The sequence below is a fragment of the Bacillus sp. V59.32b genome (assembly GCF_003429085.1).
In the GTDB taxonomy this organism is placed as follows: domain Bacteria; phylum Bacillota; class Bacilli; order Bacillales; family DSM-1321; genus Peribacillus.
Map to the genome: position 1 here is coordinate 1 of NZ_QVTC01000050.1, position 26,057 is coordinate 26,057.

28 protein-coding genes and 16 tRNA genes are annotated in these 26,057 nt (G+C 42.2%); 34 read left to right on the forward strand and 10 right to left on the reverse strand.

Translation table 11 applies throughout. The features are described from left to right. Positions 1-65: 65 nt before the first annotated feature. The 18 genes from D0463_RS11835 to D0463_RS11920 all read left to right on the forward strand — a co-directional run bounded on the left by D0463_RS11835 (position 66) and on the right by D0463_RS11920 (position 4,623). Positions 66-140: transfer RNA gene (locus D0463_RS11835), tRNA-Asn, on the forward strand. A 5-nt stretch (positions 141-145) separates the two neighbouring features. Next, a tRNA-Ser gene (locus tag D0463_RS11840) sits at positions 146-236 on the forward strand. Between the two features lie 15 nt (positions 237-251). After that, positions 252-326: transfer RNA gene (locus D0463_RS11845), tRNA-Glu, on the forward strand. Between the two features lie 12 nt (positions 327-338). Further along, a tRNA-Val gene (locus D0463_RS11850) sits at positions 339-414 on the forward strand. Positions 415-477: 63 nt separating this feature from the next. Then, positions 478-551 (forward strand) — tRNA-Met (locus D0463_RS11855). A gap of 7 nt (positions 552-558) precedes the next feature. Further along, positions 559-635: transfer RNA gene (locus tag D0463_RS11860), tRNA-Asp, on the forward strand. A 22-nt stretch (positions 636-657) separates the two neighbouring features. Further along, positions 658-733 (forward strand) — tRNA-Phe (locus D0463_RS11865). Positions 734-903: 170 nt separating this feature from the next. After that, positions 904-979 (forward strand) — tRNA-Thr (locus tag D0463_RS11870). A gap of 17 nt (positions 980-996) precedes the next feature. Beyond that, a tRNA-Tyr gene (locus D0463_RS11875) sits at positions 997-1,081 on the forward strand. Between the two features lie 11 nt (positions 1,082-1,092). After that, positions 1,093-1,166 (forward strand) — tRNA-Trp (locus D0463_RS11880). A 16-nt stretch (positions 1,167-1,182) separates the two neighbouring features. Next, a tRNA-His gene (locus D0463_RS11885) sits at positions 1,183-1,258 on the forward strand. Positions 1,259-1,297: 39 nt separating this feature from the next. Next, positions 1,298-1,372 (forward strand) — tRNA-Gln (locus tag D0463_RS11890). A 5-nt stretch (positions 1,373-1,377) separates the two neighbouring features. Continuing rightward, a tRNA-Gly gene (locus D0463_RS11895) sits at positions 1,378-1,452 on the forward strand. Between the two features lie 6 nt (positions 1,453-1,458). After that, positions 1,459-1,532: transfer RNA gene (locus tag D0463_RS11900), tRNA-Cys, on the forward strand. An 11-nt stretch (positions 1,533-1,543) separates the two neighbouring features. Beyond that, positions 1,544-1,624 (forward strand) — tRNA-Leu (locus D0463_RS11905). Positions 1,625-2,577: 953 nt separating this feature from the next. Next, complete coding sequence (locus tag D0463_RS11910) at positions 2,578-3,012, forward strand: YciI family protein (protein WP_117307616.1); 435 nt, start codon at positions 2,578-2,580, stop codon at positions 3,010-3,012. Next, positions 3,009-4,274 (forward strand): RNA polymerase sigma factor, encoded by a 1,266-nt coding sequence (locus tag D0463_RS11915; RefSeq protein WP_117307617.1) that lies wholly within the window; start codon positions 3,009-3,011, stop codon positions 4,272-4,274. The genes D0463_RS11910 and D0463_RS11915 overlap by 4 nt, the downstream gene beginning before the upstream one ends. A 97-nt stretch (positions 4,275-4,371) precedes the next feature. Further along, positions 4,372-4,623: a YciI family protein gene (locus D0463_RS11920; RefSeq protein WP_117307618.1), complete on the forward strand. Its 252-nt coding sequence runs from the start codon at positions 4,372-4,374 to the stop codon at positions 4,621-4,623. 277 nt (positions 4,624-4,900) lie between these two features. On the opposite strand, the gene D0463_RS20280 is transcribed toward D0463_RS11920, so the two are convergent. After that, positions 4,901-5,080, reverse strand: coding sequence for an ATP-dependent DNA ligase (locus D0463_RS20280; protein WP_117307619.1), 180 nt, complete (start codon positions 5,078-5,080; stop codon positions 4,901-4,903). A gap of 207 nt (positions 5,081-5,287) precedes the next feature. Between D0463_RS20280 and D0463_RS11930 the strand changes: the two genes are divergently transcribed. After that, a complete protein-coding gene (locus tag D0463_RS11930; protein ID WP_117307620.1) occupies positions 5,288-5,635 on the forward strand; it encodes a DUF4181 domain-containing protein in 348 nt (115 codons plus the stop codon). 84 nt (positions 5,636-5,719) lie between these two features. Here D0463_RS11930 and D0463_RS11935 read toward each other — a convergent pair whose 3' ends face one another. After that, positions 5,720-5,971 (reverse strand): hypothetical protein, encoded by a 252-nt coding sequence (locus tag D0463_RS11935; protein ID WP_117307621.1) that lies wholly within the window; start codon positions 5,969-5,971, stop codon positions 5,720-5,722. A gap of 593 nt (positions 5,972-6,564) precedes the next feature. On the opposite strand from D0463_RS11935, the gene D0463_RS11940 reads away from it, so the two are divergent. Both D0463_RS11940 and D0463_RS11945 read left to right on the forward strand, forming a co-directional pair. Further along, the gene (locus tag D0463_RS11940; protein ID WP_117307622.1) at positions 6,565-7,095 is read left to right on the forward strand and encodes a hypothetical protein; all 531 of its coding nucleotides are present in this window, start codon (positions 6,565-6,567) and stop codon (positions 7,093-7,095) included. A gap of 667 nt (positions 7,096-7,762) precedes the next feature. Next, positions 7,763-8,308: a DUF6241 domain-containing protein gene (locus D0463_RS11945; protein ID WP_117307623.1), complete on the forward strand. Its 546-nt coding sequence runs from the start codon at positions 7,763-7,765 to the stop codon at positions 8,306-8,308. Positions 8,309-8,417: 109 nt separating this feature from the next. Here the strand turns inward: D0463_RS11945 and D0463_RS11950 are convergent, their stop codons facing one another. Next, complete coding sequence (locus D0463_RS11950; protein WP_117307624.1) at positions 8,418-9,062, reverse strand: DNA-3-methyladenine glycosylase family protein; 645 nt, start codon at positions 9,060-9,062, stop codon at positions 8,418-8,420. Between the two features lie 197 nt (positions 9,063-9,259). Between D0463_RS11950 and D0463_RS11955 the strand changes: the two genes are divergently transcribed. The 3 genes from D0463_RS11955 to D0463_RS11965 all read left to right on the forward strand — a co-directional run bounded on the left by D0463_RS11955 (position 9,260) and on the right by D0463_RS11965 (position 12,623). Next, positions 9,260-10,399, forward strand: coding sequence for a zinc-dependent alcohol dehydrogenase (locus D0463_RS11955; protein ID WP_117307625.1), 1,140 nt, complete (start codon positions 9,260-9,262; stop codon positions 10,397-10,399). A 238-nt stretch (positions 10,400-10,637) separates the two neighbouring features. Continuing rightward, positions 10,638-10,711 (forward strand) — tRNA-Gly (locus tag D0463_RS11960). 151 nt (positions 10,712-10,862) lie between these two features. Then, positions 10,863-12,623, forward strand: a complete 1,761-nt coding sequence (locus D0463_RS11965) for an ABC transporter ATP-binding protein (RefSeq protein ID WP_117307626.1) — start codon at positions 10,863-10,865, stop codon at positions 12,621-12,623. Positions 12,624-12,653: 30 nt separating this feature from the next. Here D0463_RS11965 and D0463_RS11970 read toward each other — a convergent pair whose 3' ends face one another. Then, positions 12,654-13,328, reverse strand: a complete 675-nt coding sequence (locus D0463_RS11970; protein ID WP_254052782.1) for a B3/B4 domain-containing protein — start codon at positions 13,326-13,328, stop codon at positions 12,654-12,656. A 109-nt stretch (positions 13,329-13,437) separates the two neighbouring features. Here D0463_RS11970 and queG point away from each other — a divergent pair, with 109 nt between their 5' ends. The 4 genes from queG to nfsA all read left to right on the forward strand — a co-directional run bounded on the left by queG (position 13,438) and on the right by nfsA (position 16,946). Next, positions 13,438-14,577, forward strand: a complete 1,140-nt coding sequence (gene queG / locus D0463_RS11975) for a tRNA epoxyqueuosine(34) reductase QueG (protein ID WP_117307628.1) — start codon at positions 13,438-13,440, stop codon at positions 14,575-14,577. An 88-nt stretch (positions 14,578-14,665) separates the two neighbouring features. Further along, on the forward strand, positions 14,666-15,538 hold the full coding sequence (locus D0463_RS11980) for an amidase domain-containing protein (protein WP_117307629.1): 873 nt from the start codon (positions 14,666-14,668) through the stop codon (positions 15,536-15,538). 56 nt (positions 15,539-15,594) lie between these two features. Further along, positions 15,595-16,092, forward strand: coding sequence for a tRNA (uridine(34)/cytosine(34)/5-carboxymethylaminomethyluridine(34)-2'-O)-methyltransferase TrmL (trmL, locus tag D0463_RS11985; protein ID WP_174234324.1), 498 nt, complete (start codon positions 15,595-15,597; stop codon positions 16,090-16,092). Between the two features lie 104 nt (positions 16,093-16,196). Further along, positions 16,197-16,946, forward strand: a complete 750-nt coding sequence (nfsA, locus tag D0463_RS11990; protein WP_117307631.1) for an oxygen-insensitive NADPH nitroreductase — start codon at positions 16,197-16,199, stop codon at positions 16,944-16,946. A gap of 237 nt (positions 16,947-17,183) precedes the next feature. Here nfsA and D0463_RS11995 read toward each other — a convergent pair whose 3' ends face one another. Together D0463_RS11995 and D0463_RS12000 are read right to left on the reverse strand one after the other, a co-directional pair. Beyond that, a complete protein-coding gene (locus tag D0463_RS11995; RefSeq protein ID WP_117307632.1) occupies positions 17,184-17,669 on the reverse strand; it encodes a YjdJ family protein in 486 nt (161 codons plus the stop codon). A gap of 32 nt (positions 17,670-17,701) precedes the next feature. After that, positions 17,702-18,085 (reverse strand): VOC family protein, encoded by a 384-nt coding sequence (locus D0463_RS12000; RefSeq protein WP_117307656.1) that lies wholly within the window; start codon positions 18,083-18,085, stop codon positions 17,702-17,704. Positions 18,086-18,313: 228 nt separating this feature from the next. On the opposite strand from D0463_RS12000, the gene D0463_RS12005 reads away from it, so the two are divergent. Continuing rightward, entirely contained in the window at positions 18,314-20,212 is a 1,899-nt protein-coding gene (locus tag D0463_RS12005) for a PrkA family serine protein kinase (protein WP_117307633.1), read from the forward strand. A gap of 190 nt (positions 20,213-20,402) precedes the next feature. On the opposite strand, the gene D0463_RS12010 is transcribed toward D0463_RS12005, so the two are convergent. Next, entirely contained in the window at positions 20,403-20,624 is a 222-nt protein-coding gene (locus D0463_RS12010; protein WP_117307634.1) for a hypothetical protein, read from the reverse strand. 185 nt (positions 20,625-20,809) lie between these two features. Here D0463_RS12010 and D0463_RS12015 point away from each other — a divergent pair, with 185 nt between their 5' ends. Both D0463_RS12015 and D0463_RS19615 read left to right on the forward strand, forming a co-directional pair. Beyond that, entirely contained in the window at positions 20,810-21,136 is a 327-nt protein-coding gene (locus tag D0463_RS12015) for an SCP2 sterol-binding domain-containing protein (RefSeq protein ID WP_117307635.1), read from the forward strand. A 61-nt stretch (positions 21,137-21,197) separates the two neighbouring features. Next, the gene (locus D0463_RS19615; protein ID WP_174234325.1) at positions 21,198-21,356 is read left to right on the forward strand and encodes a hypothetical protein; all 159 of its coding nucleotides are present in this window, start codon (positions 21,198-21,200) and stop codon (positions 21,354-21,356) included. Positions 21,357-21,384: 28 nt separating this feature from the next. Here D0463_RS19615 and D0463_RS12020 read toward each other — a convergent pair whose 3' ends face one another. Beyond that, positions 21,385-21,594 carry a heavy-metal-associated domain-containing protein gene (locus tag D0463_RS12020; protein WP_117307636.1) on the reverse strand — a complete coding sequence of 70 codons (210 nt, stop codon included), beginning with the start codon at positions 21,592-21,594 and terminating at the stop codon, positions 21,385-21,387. Between the two features lie 123 nt (positions 21,595-21,717). Between D0463_RS12020 and D0463_RS19620 the strand changes: the two genes are divergently transcribed. The 3 genes from D0463_RS19620 to D0463_RS12030 all read left to right on the forward strand — a co-directional run bounded on the left by D0463_RS19620 (position 21,718) and on the right by D0463_RS12030 (position 24,251). Then, a complete protein-coding gene (locus D0463_RS19620; protein WP_174234323.1) occupies positions 21,718-21,891 on the forward strand; it encodes a hypothetical protein in 174 nt (57 codons plus the stop codon). 282 nt (positions 21,892-22,173) lie between these two features. Next, on the forward strand, positions 22,174-23,346 hold the full coding sequence (gene yhbH, locus D0463_RS12025; RefSeq protein WP_117307637.1) for a sporulation protein YhbH: 1,173 nt from the start codon (positions 22,174-22,176) through the stop codon (positions 23,344-23,346). A gap of 293 nt (positions 23,347-23,639) precedes the next feature. After that, positions 23,640-24,251 (forward strand): YitT family protein, encoded by a 612-nt coding sequence (locus D0463_RS12030; RefSeq protein WP_117307638.1) that lies wholly within the window; start codon positions 23,640-23,642, stop codon positions 24,249-24,251. A 1-nt stretch (position 24,252) separates the two neighbouring features. On the opposite strand, the gene D0463_RS12035 is transcribed toward D0463_RS12030, so the two are convergent. After that, positions 24,253-25,470, reverse strand: coding sequence for an MFS transporter (locus tag D0463_RS12035; protein ID WP_117307657.1), 1,218 nt, complete (start codon positions 25,468-25,470; stop codon positions 24,253-24,255). 73 nt (positions 25,471-25,543) lie between these two features. Further along, a complete protein-coding gene (locus tag D0463_RS12040; RefSeq protein WP_117307639.1) occupies positions 25,544-26,044 on the reverse strand; it encodes a DUF3231 family protein in 501 nt (166 codons plus the stop codon). Between the last annotated feature and the right edge of the window lie 13 nt (positions 26,045-26,057).

The window sequence follows — 26,057 nt, forward strand, 5'->3', positions numbered from 1 at the left end:
TCAGCGCCGATGGTAGTTGGGGGATCTCCCCCTGTGAGAGTAGGACGTCGCCAAGCTTAAATCGTTCCGCAGTAGCTCAGTGGTAGAGCATTCGGCTGTTAACCGAACGGTCGTAGGTTCGAGTCCTACCTGCGGAGCCATTATTGGAGAGCTGTCCGAGTGGCCGAAGGAGCACGATTGGAAATCGTGTATACGCTAACCGCGTATCAAGGGTTCAAATCCCTTGCTCTCCGCCATTTCATTTATATAATGGCCCCTTGGTCAAGCGGTTAAGACACCGCCCTTTCACGGCGGTAACACGGGTTCGAATCCCGTAGGGGTCACCATTATCTCATATTGGAGGATTAGCTCAGCTGGGAGAGCATCTGCCTTACAAGCAGAGGGTCGGCGGTTCGATCCCGTCATCCTCCACCATTTCATTACATAGAATAACGCAATGAAATGTAACACATAAGTAAATAGCGTCATTCATATTGTCGCGGGGTGGAGCAGTCTGGTAGCTCGTCGGGCTCATAACCCGAAGGTCGCAGGTTCAAATCCTGTCCCCGCAATCATAATGGTCCGGTAGTTCAGTTGGTTAGAATGCCTGCCTGTCACGCAGGAGGTCGCGGGTTCGAGTCCCGTCCGGACCGCCATTTTTATTTTTTAAAAGTATTTGGCTCAGTAGCTCAGTCGGTAGAGCAAAGGACTGAAAATCCTTGTGTCGGCGGTTCGATTCCGTCCTGAGCCACCATTTAAAAACTGATTATTTTTTTGTCGGTGTAGCTCAATTGGTAAAGCATGAACGAATAGACTTCATCGATTTATATCAGCATATTGATCAAGCTGCTGCTTGAATAAGCTTTTTGAGATCAGGACAACCCTTGTAAAATCAGGTGAGATTGGGAAATCTATTTTATATATGCCGGTGTAGCTCAATTGGTAGAGCAACTGACTTGTAATCAGTAGGTTGGGGGTTCAAGTCCTCTTGCCGGCACCATCTTCTTTTTTGTATATGGAGGGGTAGCGAAGTGGCTAAACGCGGCGGACTGTAAATCCGCTCCTTCGGGTTCGGCAGTTCGAATCTGCCCCCCCTCCACCATTTCAATTTTTAGGGGCATAGTTTAAAGGTAGAACTGAGGTCTCCAAAACCTCCAGTGTGGGTTCGATTCCTACTGCCCCTGCCAATTTCATTTAATTATGGCGGTTGTGGCGAAGTGGTTAACGCATCGGATTGTGGTTCCGACATTCGTGGGTTCGATTCCCATCAGTCGCCCCATTTTTATATCCATTAAAGTTTTATAACATATATGATTGATGGGCTATAGCCAAGCGGTAAGGCAACGGACTTTGACTCCGTCATGCGTAGGTTCGAATCCTGCTAGCCCAGCCATTTTTGCGGAAGTAGTTCAGTGGTAGAATACAACCTTGCCAAGGTTGGGGTCGCGGGTTCGAATCCCGTCTTCCGCTCCAAGATCTGGCGGCATAGCCAAGAGGTAAGGCAGAGGTCTGCAAAACCTTTACCACCGGTTCGAATCCGGTTGCCGCCTCCATATATTTATTTGCCGGTGTGGCGGAATTGGCAGACGCGCACGACTCAAAATCGTGTTCCTCTGGAGTGCCGGTTCGACCCCGGCCACCGGTATCCTTAGTGTCATTTTAGATACGATTATTAAGTTTGAAAAAGCTCCAAACCTTGATATAGAAGGTTTGGAGCTTTTTCATTTCCATTGACTATAAGAAATGGAACGATATAAATTCGAATTGCTTTACACATTAATTCCACAAACATGTTCTCAAATGTTTTTACTGCTACTTGCTCGTCTTGTAACCTTAACTTCTTTAATACATGTGTGTATTCCTTCAATGTTGTTTCAATATCGCTGTGACCTAATCGTTTACTTACATATGAGTTTTGGAACAAATAATAAAATGTGTGCTTTTTTAACTTTGTTCAGCAATAAAATCCGTTTAATCAAATATCTAGTATTGTAGAACTAAAAAGACAAAATGGCCCCCATTTTTTAAAGGGAATTATTACACAATTGGAGTATATATAAGATGAAATGGAATTTTTAAGTATCCAATTAATTCAATATTTTTGGCAAAGAAAGTTTATAAAATTTTTTTTGCGGACTTCCAAGAATAACAGAGCTGAAGCCATTAAGTGGGGGGCACCATCATTTGTTGTCAGCATGATGCGCATTATGACGGTTGCTTAAATGGAAGGAAAGGAACTATCTGCTGAATGGTGGAGTAGTGTTAGGATGCCAAGGTCGGTGCTAGAAGGGACAGAGAGCCCAGTATCTCTTCGTCATAGTGCTCAAGCATTGGCATACGTGCTCCCTAATGCGCAATTGCTGATAAAAAAGGTCTTGGCCATACTAAGAAGCTAGATACAAAAAAGATATCGCCGAAGCTTACAGTATTTTTTTCGGCTAATTACTAATTAGGCAAAAAGTTTTACAAAAAAGTATGAAAAAAATAATTTCGATTGTCGATTTAACAGGCAGGTATTCGTTGTATAAATAGAAGCGGATTTGCTTATGCGATTTTGCACCGATTAGAATGAAGCTTCACCATAGGAGGTTATTACTTATGAGATTTATGATGATTGTAAAAGCGACTACAGATTCAGAGGAAGGAAGAATGCCTAGCCCGGAGCTTATTGAGGCTATGCAGAAATATAACGAAGAATTGGTGAAAGCAGGTGTTTTATTAGCAGGAGATGGACTACATCCTAGTTCAAGCGGAATAAGGATTTCCTATCCGGAACAGGGTGGTAAACCAAAGATTATGGACGGTCCGTTTACGGAGGCAAAAGAATTAATTGCGGGGTATACTTTGATTGAAGTTAAATCAAGAGAAGAAGCTATTGAATGGGCATTACGGATGCCAGATCCACATGGATTTGGACAGGGAGAAATTGAGCTTAGACAGGTATTTGAGATGGTGGACTTGACAGATAATCCAGAATTTCTGGAAAAAGAAGCAGCACTTCGCAAACATGTAGAGGAGCAAAAGAAGGCGTGAGTTTGCCCCAAAAACAACGAACGATTGATGCGATATGGCGAATAGAGTCACCAAAGCTCATTGCAAAGTTAACCGGAATGGTACGGGATGTTAGTCTTGCAGAGGATCTGGCTCAAGATGCCTTGGTGATTGCTCTTGAAAAATGGCCGCATGCAGGGATACCAGATAATCCTGGCGCATGGCTGATGACGACGGCGAAACGGCGTGGGATTGATCTTTTGCGAAGAACGAAGATTCGTGATCAAAAGTATGTAGAGATTGCTAAAAATACGGATATATATACTGAGGAAGACATAGATCATGTTCTGGATGGGGAGATTGGTGAAGATCTCCTTCGTCTGATTTTTATGACCTGTCATCCAGTATTATCACAGGATGCCAGAGTTGCCTTGACACTGCGCCTGTTATGCGGACTTACGACGGAAGAAATTGCGCGTTCATTCCTCGTCGCAGAATCAACCATTGCTCAGAGAATTGTCCGTGCTAAGAGAACCCTTAACGAAAAAAAGATTCCTTTTGAGGTACCTCTTGGAGAGGAACTTAATGATCGCCTGTCGACCGTACTTGAAGTGATTTACCTTATGTTTAATGAAGGATATTCAGCAACTTCCGGGGACCAGTGGATCCGTCCTTTACTATGCCAAGAGGCACTGAGACTGGGACGTGTCCTTGCCGAGATCGTACCTAATGAACCGGAAGTTCATGGACTAGTTGCTTTAATGGAAATTCAATTTTCCCGGTTCAAAACTCGAGTTAATTCGAAAGGAGAACCTGTTCTTCTTATGGATCAAAACCGGGCACAGTGGAATCGATTATTGATTCGCCGTGGTTTGGCAGCACTGGAGCGCAGCCGGACGTTAGGGCGTTCACTTGGGCCATATTCATTGCAGGCAGCCATCTCTGCTTGCCATACTCAGGCACCGACTCCAGAGGAGACAGATTGGCCACAAATTGCTGCTCTTTACGAAGCGCTTTCGATTGTAATGCCCTCGCCAATCGTAGAATTAAACCGGGCAGTTGCTATATCCATGGCATTTGGTCCGGACATTGGCATCCAGATTGTAGACGAGTTGAATGCAGACCCAACCTTAAAGAAATATCATCTATTGCCGAGTGTTCGCGGGGATCTCCTGATGAAGCTAGGGCGATACGATGAAGCTCGGACAGAATTTGAACGTGCGGCATCATTAACCCAGAATGAACGTGAACGAACCCTTCTACTAAATCGCGCAATGGAATGTGGAAAAGGAACATTTACATAAAATTATTACTCATCCTTGTCGATTATGCTGGTAAAGGAATAGTTGAGCAGTCTATTCTGCTCTTCATTTCTTCCAACTTAAACGAGGCGGGAAAACAATGAGATTTTTATTGATTGTCAAAGCCACAGAGTACTCGGAGGCGGGGCTAGCCGACGGAAAGGATTACCGCGAGGCAATGATTTCGTATAAGAAGTCACTGGCTAAAAAAGGTGCACTTCTTGCCGATGAAGAGCTTCAGCCAAATTTAACCGGGTTAAGAATAATGTATCCAAAGAAAGGTGGAAAACCACAGTTATTGGCAGGCCCGTTTCCGGTAAATCAAGACCTTATCATGTGTGATATTGAATAAGTGATTCCCCTCACCGATCACATAAGGAGTCGTAATGATAGATTCAGAAGGTTCAATGATTTGATCCAATTTCTCTTTTCTATCGATTATTGGTACTTGAATGAGTGATTTATTAGATTCCAGTACAACAAAGGCTACAAAGGTTACTGGATGCGTTTCTGTTGCCGACTCTATCTTATCAGTGGAAGTCAAGCAACCCCCTATACGCAAAATCATCATAAACGGAAACACCATTCCTCAAAACCACACCCTCACAGTCTATAATGGCATGATCGGTTTAAATTTGATGAACCGCTTGTTGTAATTCAGGGAATTTGTTTATAACGACATTCTCATGCCTTGTATATGCCTCAATGCGGTTTCCCTTTTTGTGAAGAAGAATTCGCCATCCATCCCACTTAATATCATAAAGAGCTTTACCATTATCTACTATCTCACTCCTTGTAGATAACAGCATCGGCTTAATGGGAGTAAAAGCATATAGACCACCTCAAATTCATTCTCTCACGAATGATTCTTGGTTAATTAATGAGTTCATTTGCATTATAGAACATATTTGCAAGGATTTTTTGAAATTCCTTTATAACCATGAAGATCCACCATAAATTTTGGAAACACAATGGTACAGATAATTGTATAATTTAAATTAGTAGGAGGAGATTTTATGTTTTTTTTAGGACTATTAGCTTTTTTAGTTTTATATTATCTAATTGCTCGTTGGGTGACTAAAAAGTTTAATATTGATCGGACATATGAAAAGGCTGGATTTAACACAAAGTGGGGGTATATTGTTTTCTTCTTATTGTTAATCTTAGTAGGAATCCTGGTTCTTAATGGGGTTACAAAAGACTATGTTCCGCTGTTCTTCATTTTAATCACTATGGAAGCGGTACGGGGGGTTGAACATTATAAACTTCACCGTTCGAGTAATCTTCATGTATTGAATGCATTTACAGTATTCTTCTTTATACTTGTTGGCATTTACGCTCTTTTATTTATATTGTTTATTTAACAACCCCGCAGTAAGGAAGGTTCTCCCTTCCTTTTTGTTTTGCTTATTTCTTTCGAAATTAAAAGAAAAGGCTAACCTTAATGGTCACTTATCTTCAAATTCAAACTGCATTTGCTCCTGTTCGTTTTCCTTTTTCTTTTTCGCCTTTTTTGGCACTTCAGGTTCTTGTGGAATAAGGTATTCCTCGGTAAAATGGGCTACTTTTGCTTGGATTTCTTGTAGTCTCTTTTCCTTTATCGTGACCTGATAGGAATGTTCTTGATTACATGTTGGACACGTGTACTTGACATTTGGCTCTCTGGATAATACAAGCTCGATCCGCAATTCCTTCGACATATATGTTTCTTTTGAACAGGCTCCGCATATCAGTGGTTGGCATGAAAATTGGTATGTAATCGGATATGAGGAATTACTTGGTGACCCAATTGTAGTTGATACTAAAGATTATGATTTTTCTGTTTTTGCAATTGCACACGCTGCAAATTGGATTCCACAACCATTGGCAAACTCGTTTGAATCATTTTTTAAAAAAGCATCAACATCTACTAAAAAATTTCTTCTCTAGTAGAAGAATAGGTAAAAACCACAATGTGGTCTTTTTAATTTGGTCTACAATAATGATATAATCCTTTCATTTGTAAAGATAGACCATACCTAATTGATAGTATTGTACCTTTGGAACGGGCTATACATAAAGCTGTTATTCTGCATAGGTGTAACGAATGTTTTATGGAATGGTATGACCGCACATGCTTGTCAATTTGGGTGAACCTTACAATTTTTGAGTAACATAATCACCATTTGTTAAAATACAATTAATTACTGTCAGGGAAAGTAAATGGTGTGAAATACGTTTTAGGAATCAAAAAAGGGCATATTCACCAGCTTTATCCTGTGTATTAATATATTTTGAAAAGGATAGATAAAACATGTATACAGATTTGCAAGTAGAGACATATATTTTAAAGACACCTGTGTACGATTTAGCAGATATAGAAAAGGATCCATATGCTTATTTTATCCATCTAAACCATGATCAGATGGAAGTAACAGCTTTGTTGAGTGAACAATTTCATAACCCTTTAAACAGGAATGTAGATATAGAGGGTGCCATCTATATTAGCTATAAGGGAAGAGAAGTAAGCCCATTAACTTACTGGGATGAGGTAGACAGCCTATGGGCTTATTATTTAAATATGATTGAAGAGTACTTAGAAAATGGAAATGCTGAATCATATTTTCCAGATCAACCTATTCCGATCATCATGAAAAAAGCAACTAACAGCAATATACTATTTTCAGTAAATAATGTTGAAATCCTTGTGAATGAAAGATTCTTTTTATCTACTTTAATAAATAAAGCAGAAGAATTTTTCAATTTACTTTCGAGCTTTAATCAGAATGATAATTATGAAAATGAATTGTCCCAAATTAGAGCCATATTATCCAAACTAGGCTAGACCTACTGTTCATTAATTTGCTGGTGAAAATCTACTTGGATCAAAGTTATTTTAGCCATATTATGAATTTATTAAAATTGAAAGCGTGAGGAAACGGACACTGATAGAACAGTATTAGAACTGCTATATCAGTGTTTTTTTATTATTGAGCAAACTCCTAAGGAATGAATCCGGCAGTATGGTCATTTTTTACGTTTTACAAGTTATGAATGAAGTTTAGAAGCAGGAAATAAGCAAGAAACGAAAGAAGAGAAAAATGAGAAAAAAAGAGTATAATTAAACCGCACACTTAGAAACTGTCGAACCGTATGCGGGGATTATAAAAGAAGAGCATCGAAATACGGCAAACCCCATGAAACTGTAGGTAAGGCACCGCTGTTAATATTATAACCGACTCAAAATCGTGTTCCTCATAGAGTTTCGGATCGATCCCGGTCACCGGTATCAAATTGGTCGACAAAGTGTATTAGAAAAAAGATTTCAACGATTATGTTGGAGTCTTTTTTTGTTTTTTAAAACTAAATAATAAGTTTTCGCTAAATGCCATATATGTCACGTTTGCAATGAACCATGGTTAGTTAAAAAGTGAATTTAAATGAAAAGTGGAAGGAATATCTAAAACAAAAACAGAATCAAAACTTCAGGATGAAATTTAAAGGAGAAAAATATGCGAAAATTTATAAAAATAGTAGCATGGTTGCTAGGTTTAATTGCACTTGTGGCCGTTTTATCTGGCGGAGTGTATTATTATTTAACATCCATGGAACGTACGCCGGCTGCAAAACCAACATTAGCAGTGAAAGAAGAAACAGCGCCAAAAGGCAATAAAGTCATTGAGGTGTCTGAAAAAAACAAGCGAAATGTTGAAGAAGAATTTCCGATGGACATAGATGAATATTCGATACAAGAAGCCATTCACAACATGTCCCACCAAAAAGTTGTAGCAGAAGACAAGTGGGGCTTTCTGCCTCTAACTGAAGAACGTGTAAACCGATTGATCACCATAATAGAAAGCAATAACACAAAATATGAAAGTGCGGGATTATATCTGGACATTCTGAAACGCTGGGAACAAAATGATTATTCCAAGGTAGACCAAGACCATAATTCGATATGGAATCTTCAAGGCGGAAACGTTGGAAAAGCTACAGGCATCCTATCTGCAGAAGAAGAGAAAACATTTATCGAAAAACATTATAATATTGAAGAATAGGAGAGCACAATTTAAGTGAAGGCGGGGAGAATCCATATCGGTCGAAGTACGGCTTCAACATATAAGTGAACTACCGCATCATAGATGCTGGTTATCAATCTCATGGCATTCACTCCCCAACCCCATCCGGATACTCCTTAATCATCCCCAAATTAATGGCCTCCCACAAATACAAGGACACAATCGAATTATAAGGCTTCCACTTCTCATAGAAATGATCTAAATCAAGCGGTTCGTCCTTGCCAATCTGGTAAAGCCAGCGGATTGAATTTTTAATGCTTACATCACCATAGGATAGTACATCCAATCTCCCTAAAGAAAAGATAAGGAACATTTCGGCGGTCCATTTGCCGATGCCTTTGACGCTGGTCAGGGTTGTAATGACCTCTTCATCTTCAAGCAGGTGAATAGTCGAGAAATCCACTTCTTTCAATTTATGTTTTTGTGCCAGATCCCGGATATAACTTATTTTTGGCCTCGAAACACCGGCGCTTCTTATATGTTCGTCCTCCATTTCATCTAGTAATTCCGGATTAAAGTCTTGCCAAACTTGCTGCACTCTCCCGACAATGGTTGCGGCTGCTTTTAATGAAAGTTGTTGCCCGATAATTTGCTTTACAATCGAGCGGTAATAGTCTGTATTTAGAGGAATGTCAATTATGCCAACGACTTCAATTAATTTTTTAAGTTTTGGGTCTGCCTGGGATAGTTGTCTTACTCTATCATCATCGATTGTGAAATATAATTTATCCATAGTGATTTGCTCCCTTAGTGAGTTATCAGATTAATAATACAACAATAAGAAGCAAGCAAGAAAGTAATACTAAATTCCTGCCAGCTAAATAGATAGAGTGACTTTATCCTATATTTTTCTCAAAACTTCCTCCAAACGTGACTTATTAATAAAAATAGTGGGTATATTTCAAGTATTCCATACTTAGGAGGGTTTAGATGAAGGCAGTAACTTTTCAAGGAGCAAAAGATATTCAAGTGAAACAGGTGGCAGACCCGTCTATTGAGAAGAAGGACGATATTATCGTTCGTATTACGTCAACGGCTATTTGTGGTTCTGATCTTCATATCTACCAGGGCGCGTTACCGGCCCACAAAGACTATGTGATTGGCCATGAGCCAATGGGAATTGTGGAAGAAGTAGGTTCGGAAGTTACAAAGGTAAAAAAAGGGGACAGAGTCGTCCTCCCGTTTAATATTTCCTGCGGCCATTGTTATTATTGTCAGCATGATCTGGAAAGCCAATGTGATAACTCCAATGGCAATGAGGCTATCGATACAGGCGGGTATTTCGGTTTTACAGAACGATATGGAAATTATCCCGGCGGACAGGCAGAGCTGCTGCGTGTTCCTTATGGCAACTTTATGCCGTTTGTGATTCCTGAGTCCTCCGAGCTTGAAGATGAAGCTTTGCTGTTTATGTCTGACGTCCTGCCGACCGCTTATTGGAGCGTTGAAAATTCCGGCGTGAAGAAAGGCGATACGGTCGTTGTACTAGGCTGTGGACCAATCGGCTTAATGACGCAAAAGTTTGCCTGGATGAAAGGGGCAAAACGGGTCATTGCGATTGATAATCTCCCGTACCGTTTAAACCATGCTAAGAAGATGAACAATGTGGAAACATATAATTTTGATGAGTATGATGATATGGGTTCATATGTGAAAGAAATTACAGAAGGCGGAGCAGATGTGGTCATCGATTGCGTTGGGATGGACGGTAAAAAGTCGGTCGTTGAAGCGGTTGAGCAAAAGCTGAAGCTGCAAGGCGGAACGTTGAGCGCCATCCAAATCGCTTTGAAAGCGGTAAGAAAATTTGGCACGATTCAGCTGACTGGAGTCTATGGCTCAATGTATAATATGTTCCCGCTCGGCAATATCTTTGAAAGAAACGTGACGATGAAGATGGGACAGGCACCAGTTATTCACTACATGCCAATGCTGTTTGATAAAATTACGAACGGAGAATTTGATCCGACGGAGATCATTACGCATAAAGTGCCGCTTGATCAGGCAAGTGATGCTTATAAAGTGTTTAATGATCATGAAGATGAATGCATTAAAGTCGTATTAAAACCATAGTACTGTACCCGCCCCCCTTTATGCAGAATGTGGAGCATTTTGCGTGAAGGGGGTTTTCTATTAATTTTTAAGAATAAATGCGTTAAAGGGTTGTATAATGATAACAAGCTAGACTTCTTTTCCTTTGAAAATATTACTAAGAAAAAAACCAAATAAACGAACGTATTTTGCTTGCCTATACGAAAATGTGGGTATATAATAAGTTTTATTCTTAAAAGACAAAAGACGACAAATATCTGCGGGTGTAGTTTAATGGTAAAACCTCAGCCTTCCAAGCTGATGTCGTGAGTTCGATTCTCATCACCCGCTCCATACATAGTCACAACGCAGTGTTTCGTTACATATGAGAACGGGGCATTGCGTTTTATTTTAGGAGCATACCATCTTCTGTGGTATGCTTTTTATGATGCAAAAATTAGAATCGATTCATTTTCATGAATCTATATATAGGCAGGGGTTATGTATGGCAGGGAGAAAAGAAGCTGAGGGAAAAATTCAATGGAAGCCTTTCTTTCATTTGTTGAATTCAGAGAAGCCGCCGATGATGATCATTGTGGCGGTTTTGATATTAAGTCTGCTGGAAACAGCGGCAAGTCTGGTTGTTCCGCTTTTTACAAAAAGGCTTGTAGACATGATGTCAGGGAATGGAGTGGAGACCACTGTCATTATCCTGTTAGTGGTTACGTTTATCGCACAAACGCTGGCAGGAGGGTTCTCTTATTACTTTTTGACCTATATCGGTGAGAAAATTGTCGCGGGTATTCGCCGTAAGCTGTGGAATCATATCTTGCATTTGCCGGTTTCTTTTTTTGACGCCAATCAGTCAGGGGAAACGCTGAGCCGGATCACGCAGGATACGAATACGATTAAGACGGTTATCACCAATCACCTGGTAACGTTTATTTCCGGGATTATTTCGATTATCGGCTCAATCATCATCCTCTTTATACTGGATTGGCGAATGACGGCGATCATGTTAGGCATTGTCCCGCTATCGCTTTTGATTTTGATGCCGCTTGGAAGGAAGATGTATAAGGTTTCCAGGCAGACTCAGGATGAAATGGCCATATTCAGCGGCAATCTGGGCAGGGTGCTTAGTGAAGTTCGTCTGGTTAAATCATATAACGGGGAAAAGATTGAAAGAGAAAAAGGTTTTCACGGTGTTCAGCAATTGTTCCGTTTTGGATTGAAGGAAGCGAAAATTCAGGCGGTCATTTCTCCATTCATGACTACGATCCTGATGGTCGTTTTGGTTGTACTAATTGGGTATGGCGGTGTACGGGTCGCTTCTGGGCAGTTAACCGCGGGAACGCTCGTCGCGATCATCATTTATATGTTTCAGATCGTCGTACCATTCAGTCAGCTAGCTTCCTTCTTTACCGCTTTCCAAAAAGCGATGGGAGCTACAGACCGGATTCAAGGGCTGCTGACACTTCAGAGTGAAAAATATGAAGGGAATCCAGACACATTATTGCAGACAGATTTATCTTTTCAAGATGTATCTTTCTCGTATAATCAATCCAAAGAGATATTGAACAACGTCAGTTTTACGGTTCCCGCCAATAAAACGATCGCTTTGGTTGGTCCGAGCGGCGGAGGTAAAACAACGATCTTTTCTTTAATTGAAAGATTTTATGATCCAGTTAAGGGGTCAATCAGCATTGGCGGTATCCCGATTCAGGAGCTGGATTTGTCCGTTTGGAGGACGCAAATTGGCTATGTCTCGCAGGACAGCCCGGTAATGACAGGAACGATTAAAGAAAATATCTGTTATGGCGTGCAGCGCGAGGTAACGGATGAAGAGGTGTATACTGCAGCGAAAATGGCAAATGCCGATGAGTTCATTACAGAATTGCCAGATGGCTATGGAACGGAAGTGGGAGAACGGGGCGTGAAGCTGTCGGGCGGACAAAGACAGCGTATCGCAATCGCCAGGGCGATTTTACGTGATCCAAAGATTCTTCTCCTTGATGAGGCGACATCCAATCTTGACAGCGAATCGGAGCTGCTGGTGCAGCATGCGGTGAAGAACCTGATGAAAGGACGGACTACGTTAATTATAGCCCATCGCCTTTCAACAGTAGTGGAAGCAGATCAGCTGCTTGTTGTTGAGAACGGAAGGATAACTGGCAAAGGAAGTCATGCCGAGCTGCTCGAAAGCCATGAACTGTATCAAAAGCTGGCCAAGCAGCAGCTGAAATTGGCGGATACGCAGCAACAATAAAGGAGCGACAACCTCCTAAGCTGCAGGTCATCAGCCCTTACAGGTGATGACCTTGCACGTTGCTTCACCACCATGAACCTGGACGAACATGTCCATGAGCGATTCCGTTAGCTTGAGACCATCTTCGATTGTTATCGAAGGCCTTAAATAAATGATTTGCAGGGCATTCTTCGTTTCTTCTGTCACCTTTGTCCGCTCAGAGTCGACAAAAGGACTTCCGAACGTGCCCTGGCCATCGGCGGAGGCAATCATGTTATGCATCGAATTCGTCCGGCCATTGATGCCGGTGTAATCATCGCCCGACTCGCCGATTTTAATGACGGTATCGCCGCTGACTTGATCCGTATCATAGATGCCGATCGGCACTTCGTATTGCAGCGAGAAGAAGTTATTCAAATCGATCGCCGAGTTAACAGAAGGTAAGTAGTTTTGTTTTTTAATCCGGCGGTAAAGGGCTTCTGCAGATGGGCGATACCGGGACGGGTCGGTTCCGGCTGCTTTGAAAACCTGACGCCATTCTTTAATGCCTTGAAAATCGGTCAGTTCCTTTTCCTGCAAATCAAAAAAGATCGACTCCTGAAACAGCTGCAGTCTCCCTTTTACCATCTGCGGTGAATCCCCTACTTGAATGCCGTCATATGTAATGATTCCCGCTTTAAAATCGGGTATTTTATTGCATAGGGAAGCATGGATAGAAGTTACCAATGGTTTCACCTCCAAAAATAATGGAAAATCGTTTATGATAAATAACAGTGGTTTAATTTTAACTATAAGGGAAACTTCTTTCATTTGAAAGTGGGAAGGAGGTTAAGTGATGGATTATCAACAATTGAAAGAAGACATTATTATATATAGCAAGGAAATCGGTATCGATAAAATTGGTTTTACGACGGCTGATACGTTCGGAGAAATGAAGAACAGGCTGATCCGCCAGGCTGAGCTCGGGTTTCAATCGGGCTTTGAAGAACCGGATATTGATAAAAGGATTCAGCCTGAGCTGATTTTTCCGGAGCCCCGTTCGATTATCTCAATTGCCATTGCCTACCCGTCTAAAATGAAGGATGCCCCGCAAAGTAAACGGGGCGAGCGGCGGGGGATATTCGCCCGGGCGTCATGGGGAACTGATTACCATGTCATCCTCAGGGACAAGTTGAAGCAGCTTGAAGCGTTCATTAAAAGCAAGGTGCTTGAAGCAGTGACGAAATCGATGGTCGATACGGGCGAGCTCGTCGATCGCGCTGTCGCAGAACGGGCCGGGATCGGCTGGAGCGGGAAGAACTGCAGCATCATCACCCCGGAATTTGGTTCATATGTGTATTTGGGAGAGATGATCACCAGCCTTCCATTGGAACCAGATCAGCCAATGGAGGATCGTTGCGGGGAATGCAATAAATGCATCGATGTGTGTCCGACCGGAGCGCTAGTTGCAGGCGGCCAGTTGAATGCCCAGCGCTGCATCGCATTTTTGACACAAACAAAAGGTTTCCTGCCGGATGAATTCCGGGAGAAAATCGGGAATCGGCTGTATGGCTGTGACACTTGCCAAACCGTATGTCCGGAGAATAAAGGGAAGGATTTTCATTTCCATCCTGAAACAGAGCCGGATCCTGAAATTGCCAAGCCGTTATTGAAGCCGCTTTTGACAATCAGCAATCGGGAATTCAAAGAAAAGTTCGGACATGTTTCAGGTTCTTGGAGAGGAAAGAAGCCGATCCAGCGAAACGCAATCATCGCGCTTGCTCATTATAAAGACGAGACAGCACTGCCAGACCTGATCAAAGTCATGAAGGAAGACCCACGTCCAGTCATCAGGGGCACGGCCGCCTGGGCGATTGGAAAAATCGGCGGCGGGACCGCGACAGCGGAACTCACGTCTGCACTCGAAGCGGAAAGCGACAAGGAAGTAATCAATGAAATTAATAAAGGGCTGCAGTTTCAACAATCAGCCAGATAGACCGACCCGGCATCCGCCGGGTTTTTGTTTTGATACAGGCCTCTTCTTCATAGATATGCAATAGGGCACTTTATGGGGAGGACTGACCTTGAGAACACAATTAGAGGCTTTGTTGAAGGAAAGAGTAAATCATTTTGTAACGGGTGAAACCCGTGACCGTACGCTTTTAGGAGAAAAACTGGAGAGGAAGCTGCAATCGTTGCAGAAAAGAAAGGCAGAATTCGTCCAGGTTAAAGCTGAGGCGCATATTCTTTCTGAACAGAGACGCAGTCAGGATACGCTGCTGGATTACATGATTCATTATCGCTTCCTTACGAAACAGGTTGATTTTTTTTATGATGAAGAAGGCATTGAGTATCGGACAGCCCGGTTTGTAAACGAAAAACTGGTTGAAGACAAAGAAAAAAGACCGAAAACAGAAACACCTGATTTTGCGTTGAGAATGAATCCGAGCGCACCGGATGAAAGGCTGGCTTATACGTATGACCGGTTGAAGGCCGTCCAATATGCCGAAAGATGGTGGAATGAATTTAACCCGGCGTATAAAAAATTCGATGATGATTGCACCAATTTTATCTCGCAATGTCTGCATGCCGGAGGAATCCCGATGTGGGGTGTGGGCAATAAGTCGAAGGGCTGGTGGATGAAGGGGAATAGCTGGAGCTATACATGGACGGTCGCTCATTCGTTGATGCTAATGCTGGAAAACAGCCGCGGCGTAAGCACAAAAAAAGTCAGTTCAGCTCAGGAATTGCAGTTAGGAGATATTATTTGCTACGATTTCCAAGGAAATGGACGCTATGACCACAACACAATCGTGACAGAGAAGGACAGAAACGGGATGCCTCTCGTTAACGCCCATACGACAAACAGCCGCCGGCGATATTGGGCATATGAGGATTCTACGGCCTACACGCCGAATATCAAATATAAATTCTATATCATTCTGGATGGGACTTGAGATTTCTTGAAACTGGAGAAATAGTGATATAATAGCTTGTAGATTTTACAGACGAGGTGAAAATATTGGCCATACATGTAGTTTTATATCAGCCTCAAATTCCATCAAATACAGGAAACATCGCCCGTACCTGCGCGGCGACGGATACAGCCCTTCACTTAATCCGTCCGCTTGGCTTTTCGACCGATGATAAAATGTTGAAACGGGCAGGATTGGATTATTGGGAGCACGTCAGCATCACTTATTATGATTCGTTAGAGGAATTCTTTGAAAAAAATAAAGGCGGGGAATTTTTCTATCTTTCTAAATTTGGCGAAAAGCCGCACACGACTTTTGATTATAGTGACCGCGACAAAGAGTATTTCTTTGTGTTCGGCCGTGAAACAACCGGTTTGCCCAAGGAATTGATCCGGGAACAGAAAGATCGCTGCCTGCGGATTCCGATGACGGATAAAGTCCGATCACTTAATCTGTCCAATACCGCTGCGATACTCGTGTATGAAGCATTAAGGCAACAGGATTTTCGCGATTTAGATCGAATCGGCAAGCTATAGAAGGGGGCCCCCGCCCCCCACGAGGCAACAGGGAAGCTTTCTCTGTTGCTTTGCAGTTTCTTCAAATCGAATAGAGGGAATGATACATATAGAGGTGAGTAATTATGAATGAAGTAATCGAACGGATTTTAAACCATCGCTCCATCAGGTCTTTTGAGGATAGGCTGTTATCTGAGGATCAAATTCAGACCATTGTTGATTGTGCCCAGGCAGCCTCTTCATCCAGCTTTATACAGGCTTATACAATCATTGGGGTTACGGACCAGGAAAAGAAGGCTACGCTTGCTAATGTTGTCGGGTCGCAGGAGTATGTCGCAGAAAACGGGCATCTGTTTGTCTTTTGCGCCGATTTACATAGACATGATGTCATTGCCGAAATGGAAAAGAAAGACCTCACAGAATCCCTTGAAAGCACAGAGAAATTCATGGTTGCCTGCATCGACGCCGCGCTCGCCGCCCAAAATGCCGCGCTCGCCGCTGAATCAATGGGCCTGGGGATATGCTATATCGGCGGGATCCGAAATGATCTTCCGACCGTAACGAAATTATTAAACATCCCATCAAGGGTCATTCCACTTTTTGGCATGACAGTAGGATATCCTAAGCATATCACGGACAAGAAGCCTAGGCTTCCACGTTCAAATGTCTATCACGAAAATAATTATCAGCAGGATAACGAAACATTCATCGGAGAGTTACAGGAGTATAACGAAATCGTCTCCCAATATTATGAGGAAAGAACAAATGGTAAACGGAAGGATACGTGGACAGGCCAAATGGCTGGTATGCTCGATAAAAAGAGCCGGATGTATATGAAGGAATTCGTCGAAAGGCAAGGTTTAAACAAACGGTAACAAGTAAGAAAGCTGCCGGGTGGCAGCTTTCTTTTATGCTTATTTTTTTACACCGGGCTTATCATCGTAACCAGCAGTGAAAATAGCGACTAAAAATGTAACACTAATAGCAAGGATAAGTACTGTACCCATTATGTAGCCCTCCTCTAGCAAACCATATAGTCCCAATTTGCCATATATAAAAATATTATACCTTAATCTTTATTGTCTGTGAATGAAAACGGTTATAAATTTTTCCTAGCTTACATACTTGAGCCATATTGTTTTAAAAACTTGAAAGTAAAGGATGAAAGCAACGGAAATAAGCCCGATGCCACCGGAAAGCATGATTTTGAAAAAGATATCTGCCCCTATTGAAGGTGAATTAGAGACAATATTACATAGAAATAAAAGCAAGGTACCAACGCCAAAAGCAAAATAGGAAAAACGTTTATGATTTTTTTGTAATAATCGATATCCCAACAGAATGAATAAATAGATTCCGCTAATAAACATGATAACAGGAAAAAATGGATGGAATTTTGCAGCATAAACAAAGTAGTCTAATTGTGAAATATCAGTAGCATGGTTCAATTCAACGTTAAGCAGCTGTGTAACAGGAGTTGAATATCCCCACTCCCATGGATTCTCCAAAATCCCGCTTCCCTCATACCAGCTGGCCCCGGTCGAAAACAGCAATATTATAAAAGCTAAACTAGCTTGAAACAACCATTTATAAGACAACTCTAATCACCTCAGTCCCGCTACAATTCATATTATCCAACTGAATCACAAATCTCAATATAATGCCCATCCGGATCACCTACATAGGAAACCGTTTGTCCCCAGGGCTTGGTAACTGGTTCCACGATAATTGGAACCTCTTGACTGCGCAATGCTTCGATTGTAGCGGCGACATCTTCTACGACAAATCCGACTTCAAAAGTCCGGGATGCTTCTGAATCGCCAGGGACATCTAAGCCCGTTAACTCTCGGACAGAATCACGGGTGTTAATCGATAAAGTTGTTGAACCGGTATCAAATTCAACATATGTACCAGACTCCATCTTTATCGGCAGCCCAAGGATTTTATTGTAAAAATGCATGCTCTTTTCGAAATCATTGACGTAGAGAATGATATACTTCATTGCTACCTTCATTTTTTCGCCCCGTTTCATTAAATATATTAACTTCACTCTCATTATTCCTTATATTAACAATTTAATAACTTTAACGGGGCGGGGTCAAGTAACAATTTCGAAGAAACCTTCCTTTATTAGGTTTTTATATGCCTTGAATCCAGTTTTCATCATCCATACTCATGTTCAGGCAATTCCGAGCATAGAGTAAAGTATCATCTCTGAAAGTTACAGGGGGAGGTTCCTTAAATGGATATTTTGAAGAAGATTGAGAAGTACAGAGAAGATGAACAGAAGCTGAAATGGGAAGGCACCTTCGCGGAATACTTAGAGATTCTTAAGGTACAGTCATTGGTTGCTCAGTCGGCTCATTCACGCGTTTATAACATGATCAAAGACGCAGGTATAGAAGAAGTCAATGGGGTCCGTAGATACAATTTTTTTAGCGGCCAGCTCTTCGGTCTTGAAGAGCCGCTTGAGAGGCTGGTAGAGGAATATTTCCACCCGGCCGCCAAAAGGCTTGATGTGAGAAAAAGAATTCTTCTGTTGATGGGTCCTGTATCGGGCGGAAAGTCAACGCTTGTAGCGCTGTTGAAGCGCGGACTGGAGGCCTACTCGCTTCAAAATCAGGGAGCAATTTATGCGATTCAAGGCTGCCCAATGCACGAAGACCCGCTTCACCTTATACCACAGCATTTACGCGAGGATTTCCATGAGGAATACGGGATTCGGATTGAGGGGAATTTATCGCCGCTCAATGTCATGAGATTGGAAAAGGAATACAGCGGCAGGATAGAAGATGTTCTGGTAGAAAGGATCTTCCTATCCGAGGATAAACGTGTCGGGATTGGAACCTTCAGCCCATCCGATCCGAAATCCCAGGATATCGCCGATTTAACGGGAAGCATCGATTTTTCGACGATTGCCCAGTACGGCTCTGAATCGGATCCACGCGCTTATCGTTTTGACGGGGAGCTCAATAAGGCAAACCGGGGGATGATGGAGTTCCAGGAAATGCTGAAATGCGATGAAAAATTCCTATGGCATTTGCTTTCCCTTACCCAGGAAGGAAACTTTAAAGCTGGAAGGTTTGCGCTCATTTCGGCTGATGAGCTCATCGTCGCCCACACCAATGAAACGGAGTACAAGTCGTTTATCTCCAACAAGAAAAATGAGGCCCTTCATTCAAGAATTATCGTGATGCCGATCCCGTATAATCTGAAAGTGAGTGAAGAAGAAAAGATATACGAAAAAATGATCCGGGAGAGCGATGTTTCAGATGTGCATATTGCTCCGCATACATTAAAGGTGGCGGCAATGTTCACCATCCTGACCCGGTTGAAGGATCCGAAAAAAGGCGACATCGACCTTGTCAAAAAAATGAGATTGTATGACGGTGAAAATGTGGAAGGCTTTACGTCCGCAGATATTAACGAGTTGAAAAAAGAACATCAGGACGAAGGAATGAGCGGGATTGACCCGCGTTATGTGATCAATAGGATTTCGTCGACCATCATCCGAAAAGAGGAGAACCCATCCATCAATGCGCTTGATGTTTTGCGCTCACTGAAAGAAGGCTTGGATCAGCATCCTTCAATTACAAATGAGCTTCGGGAACGCTATTTGAATTTTATCTCACTGGCCCGAAAGGAATACGATACAATCGCGAAAAATGAAGTGCAAAAGGCATTTGTGTATTCGTATGAGGAATCTGCCAAAACGCTTATGGACAATTATCTCGATAATGTCGAAGCCTATTGCAACAAGTCGAAGCTTAGCGATCCGTTGACCGGAGAGGAGATTTCCCCGGATGAAAAGCTCATGCGCTCCATTGAAGAGCAGATCGGTATCTCTGAAAATGCGAAGAAGGCGTTCCGTGAAGAAATCTTGATCCGGATTTCCGCATACGCCCGCAAAGGAAAACGGTTTGACTACAATTCTCATGACCGCCTGCGTGAGGCGATCCAAAAGAAACTGTTCGCTGACCTAAAGGATGTTGTGAAAATTACGACTTCCTCAAAAACCCCGGATGAAAGACAGCTGAGGAAAGTGAATGAAGTCGTCGCAAGATTGATTGAAGAGCATGGATATAATTCTACATCCGCCAATGAGCTGTTAAGGTATGTGGGAAGTTTGTTGAATCGATAGGATACCATTCTAAAAAGAAGCTGCATGGCGATGGCCAGCAGCTTCTTTTTGGCGGGTTAGAAAGTACAAAATTTGCAACTATGGACAATTTTAAGATTACTAATCAATCGAAAACCCATTTCAATTCTTAAAATTTCCGCTACGAATTTTGGACTGGCTAAATTAAAATCTCGAGCAAAATTTTTATATATTAAGGCATGTATTTTGCAGCCCTTTTCAACTGTTCTACATCTTCATCCGACAATTTCCCTTTACCAGTCAAATGGTTGGCAACTTCTTTTGTCGTAAATTCTCTAGTTTCCTCTGTTTTTTCGGGTGACATCTCAGGGTCAAAAACAGAACCCCAAGTAAAAGACTTCAAAAAACCCTTTGCAGTGTCTCTAATTACATTAGGTTCTTTCTCTTCACTCATAGATAATCCCTCCATCTATTTGGAATTATTATACAATTTTTAAATGGATTTGTAAATGAAAAAAGAATATTTCTCCCTCTTTTCCTAAGTCGGTAGATCCATATATTTTTTTCTTTCAAGTGAAAAATGGTATATTATTGGTGACTATTTTTCGAAAATTCCAATAAAGATTGTGGGGGAATATTATGGGTGTCAAAAATGAACTAAATGAATTGGTGTCTAAAATGAATGCAAATCCGGTACACATCGAAAATGAAAAAGACCGGGTTTATCAGATCAATCTGGATGAGAGCGGATCGGTCCAGATCGTTCTTAAGGATGGCCGGGTGGAGGTAGTTGAAGGAACTCCATATGAAGCGGAGGTCATTCTTAAGCTGTCAGATAAAAACTTCTCCAAGCTGCTTAAAGATGATTTGAATACGACGATGGCATTCATGACGGGTGGATTGAAGGTGGAAGGAAAAGTCGGTCTGGCGATGAAGCTTCAGGAAATCGTAAAGCTGTATCAGTAACTCCATCATTGAATAGACTCCTCTGCCTCCGGGGAAAGTAAGGTGAAAGGAGGCGGTTTAGATGGTTAAGAAGAATCCGGAACAGGAAACGGAGCGTACAGTAGCGCCCGGCTTCGATTATGAGGATCGAATTAATGAAAGTGCGACAGAAGAGGAAATTGAAAAGGGCGAATCCACTAATGTAACGACTTTGTCTTTAGATGAAGTGGACCCAAGCTAAAACCCTGCCAGATGACAGGGTTTTTGTTTTATTCAGAAGTCGCATGGAACCCTTGCGTCGTTAGCTTCGTAATGATTTGCTGGCGGGAAATTTTGTTTTGATCGTATTCAACCTTTATCTCACCGTCGTCCGTATCGATAATCGCTCTCTCAATACCTTCGCTTTGCATCAGCAGGGATTCTATCTTTTGAATCGCTTCGCTTGAGGTTGCTTCTCTTACATGGATCGTTGTATCCATCTCCAGTTCCTCCTTGTTTTCATATAATGCTTTATCTATACCCCGTTTATCGAAAAATATGTAATATGGACACTGTTTATCGCTTTGTGACTGCGGGTAAATGATAAGCAGAGGTGATTTTTGATGGCGAAAGAAATCAAAAAAGATCATGTACCGGAAAACAGCTCTATGGCGAAAGATTTTGAAGAGATGAAAGAACTCGGTAAGCAAATGGAGAATTTAAGGACAAATGAAGAATTAAAAGATTGGGATAAACGTCCCGGCACTGTACAGCATGAAGAAGTGGAACAGGATTAGAAAGTCTCCAGATTTGGGGGCTTTTTTTTATATTAATGTAGTAATAGGTTGTCTCATTTTTATGGACTAACGCCCTTTTGTCAAAATTTTTTGTAAATTATTCACTATCCCTGCATAAGATAGAGTAATAAATTAACATTGCCAAGGGGATATACCCTCAACTAAACCTATAAAATACAGTTAAGGACAAATAGAAAAATTTTATAGGGAGGGTTTCACACTAACATATCATATGAATGGATATGTGAAAATGTGCAGAAAAAAATAAGGAGGGGAAAAATAATGTCAGAAGAGAACAATCATCAGTTTGTGATTTCGAAGGAAGATTGGTCCCTCCACCGCAAAGGCTATGATGACCAACAGCGTCATCAGGAAAAAGTTCAAGAAGCGATTAAAAATAATCTGCCTGATTTAATTTCAGAGGAAAGCATAATAATGTCAAATGGACGTGATGTTGTCAAAATCCCGATCCGCTCATTGGATGAATATAAAATACGATATAACTATGATAAAAATAAGCATGTCGGGCAGGGAGACGGCGACAGCAAGGTGGGGGATGTAGTAGCCAGGGATGGTTCCGCCTCCCAACAAAATGGCCCGGGAAAAGGCCAGGGGGCGGGAGACCAGGCAGGTGAGGATTATTATGAAGCGGAAGTTTCAATGATGGAGATTGAAGATGCTTTATTCAGCCAGCTCGAGCTTCCGAATCTACAGCAAAAAGAGCGCGATGAAAACACCGTAGAGCACATCGAATTCAATGATATACGGAAAACGGGACTGATGGGCAACATCGATAAAAAGAAAACAATGATAACCGCCTTCAAACGTAACGCATTAACTGGTACCCCGGGATTTCATCCGATTTATCAGGAGGATTTGAAATTTAAGACGTGGAATGAAGTGATCAAACCGGATTCTAAAGCCGTCGTGCTTGCGATGATGGACACCTCAGGCTCGATGGGAATTTGGGAAAAGTATATGGCACGCAGTTTTTTCTTCTGGATGAACCGTTTCCTGAGAACCAAATATGAGACTGTCGAGATTGAATTTATCGCCCATCATACCGAGGCGAAAATCGTTCCGGAGGAAGACTTCTTTACAAAAGGGGAGAGCGGGGGAACCATTTGCTCATCGGTTTACCGGAAAGCCCTGGAGCTCATTGACTACAAATACGACCCGGTGAAGTTCAACATCTATCCGTTCCACTTTTCGGACGGTGACAATTTAACTTCGGACAATGCGCGCTGCGTCAAGCTCGTGGAGCAGCTGATGAAGGTATCGAATATGTTTGGATACGGAGAAGTAAACCAGTACAATAGGCATTCCACTCTCATGAGCGCCTACAAGAACATCAACAATGAAAAATTCCGCTATTATATTTTAAAGCAGAAGGCAGACGTGTTCCATGCGATGAGAAGCTTTTTTAAGGATGAAGAGAGTAAGAAATATGCGTAAACCCAAAACCGGCAGACATGGCTCTGTCGGTAATTTATTCTTTTGCAGTTGACTGATAAATATATATAAACATTTGTTTTTTGAAACAGGAAAAGTTTTTGTTCCGGCAACAAAACCAATCAAATCGGCAACAAAACGGAAATATTCGCAATAAAAAAAGGATCCGGCAACAAAAACAGAATTTAGGCAACGAAAGTGATTCACGAAGCATATCCCCCATCGAAAATGAATAGGAATAGGAAGTAGGCTTGACCCAAAACTGGCCCGAGTTCATTGAAGATAGGAAGGATTTCATGTGGAAACATTGGAGGAAAAGTGTCTTAGTTGTAGCGGGAGGGACCATTCAGGGGTTTGGCATGGGTGTTTTCTTATTTCCGCACGCGATTCCGTCCGGTGGGGCGGGAGGAATGGCTGTTTTATTAAATCATTGGTTTCAAGTTCATATCGGATTTGCTCTCTGGCTTGTGAATTTTTCAATGCTCCTGCTCGCTATCAAGTACTTGGGAAATCGCAGCACTTTATGGACGATGCTCGCTATGACGATTACTTCACTTTCCATTTATGCGTTCCAGCAGGAGATTGTTGTTCCGGCCAGAAATGTTTGGCTCGACTTGTTTATCGGTTCCGTTTTTCTGGGTACTGGTGTAGGGATTCTTTTAAGGGAAGGCGTCTCCAACGGTGGAGTTGGAGTAATCGCCTTAATAATCTCTAATTCAAGAAACATAATGCCTGGAAAACCGTTATTGTTCATTAACGGCTGCGTTTTTTTGCTGACAGCTTCGATCATAGCATGGGAAATTATCGTCCAAGCCCTCATCAGCCAATGGATGTCAACGATGATGGTTGATCTCATTTTCAAAATAAATTATCATCAAACATACACGTTAAGCTGGCGGAAAAAGTAGGCTACACATAATTGTAGCGGACTGGCGTGTCATTTTTGGGTTCCCCGTTTTTTCCTTTTACATGAATCATTATTAAAGCAAGCATGCCGACTATTAAGGTCAGGGCAGCTATCGAAAGAAACATGCCTGTCCGCGACCACTCAATCAGTCTTGTGAAGATTGGCGGCCCGACGGCAACTCCTAAAAATCGGACCGAGCTATAGAGAGAAGTGACAAAGCCTCTTAACTCTTTTCCCACTGAACCGGTAATCAGCGTATTGATACATGGCAGAACGAGGCCGGTACCCAAACTGCTGAGGGCCAAAATAAATAAAAAAGGTACTAGTTTTTCAAAGAAAACCAATAATCCGTATGAAAGAGTCATGCATGAAAATCCGATGACAATCAGTTTTTTCATCAATTCTAAATTCTTCCCAATCTTACTTCCTGTTATATAAGAAGTGGCGCACATAACCAGTAACGGAATAGCGAGTATGAGCCCCTTTTTCACTCCGTCAATGTTATATTGTTTCTCCAGGACATCCGAAAGATAAAACAGTATGCCGAATAAAGTGAATAAACAGGTGGCCCCAGCAAGGTATGTGGCCAGCAGCCATCTTCCGTCCTGTTTGAATACATGCTTAATGCCAAGCACATATTTGCCGAACGGAGGCGGAGCCTGCTTATTCCGCTTTTCTTTGATAAACAACCATGTAAGCAAAATCGACAAAACACAGAAAACCGGGAACGCATAAAAAGGGGCATACCATGTAATGGTGGCAAAGATTGAACCAAGGATAGGCGATATTACCTTCCCGAAGCCATTTGATGCCTCGACTACACCAAGAACCCTGCTTTGTTCGCCGCCTTTAAACAGATCACCGGCGAGAGCCATCGCAATGGGCGCCGTGCCTGATGCGCCGATTCCTTGCAGAATGCGTCCCACGAGTATCCAAACATATGGGTTTGCGAATGTTGATGCAGCAAAGCCCGCCAGCAGCCCGCCGATCCCATATAGAATCAATGATGGGATAATGATGATCTTTCTGGAGAAACGGTCAGAAAGGTATCCGAGTACGGGAATGAAAATGGCAGCTGATACCGAAAAAACAGTGATTGTTAAACTTACTTGTAACGCGGTTAGCTTTAAGGCTGATTTCATGGAAGGCAGGATCGGGATTAACATCGAATTGCCTAATGTCATAATGAGCGGTATGGAGCCTATAGCTACGATGGACATGCCTTTATTTGCGGAGGCCACTTGATGTACACATCCTTATATACATATTTGATTTCTCTTGGTTGATTGCATCCTACTTGGCCATTAATGGCGGCGGGACAATCCAGCCTTTTTCTTTATTGATTTTCAGCAGTTTTCCTGCGTATTCAGTTTTCTGTACGTGAAACTCCCCGTACATCTCAGCTATGTCTTCCCTGATAGATAACCCCATAATAGAACTGGATAATACCATACCTGCAGCTATTTCCTTCGCCACCATAGCAGCGATTTCCGGGTCATTGAACCGGGCTCCAGCCGGAATATCCTGCAGTTCAACGTTAGGACGGTCAGGTGGTGCAGGCGGAAGGCGGATGCCGCTCTCTTTTAAAATGGCCTCAACCTGTTGTTCCTCTTGCTTGATGCAATTATCCTTTAGATCCCCTAAAAGTATTTTTAAATCGTTATCTCCCGTATGGTTAATTAAAACCTGAAGAGTGACCAATAACCCTTTTGTTGCCTGCAAATGAGTCCAAAGATGGAACACCTCTCCTGAATGCAGGGGCTCTTCTTTTGGATTGCCGCTTAAAATTCCCAACTATATCCCTCCT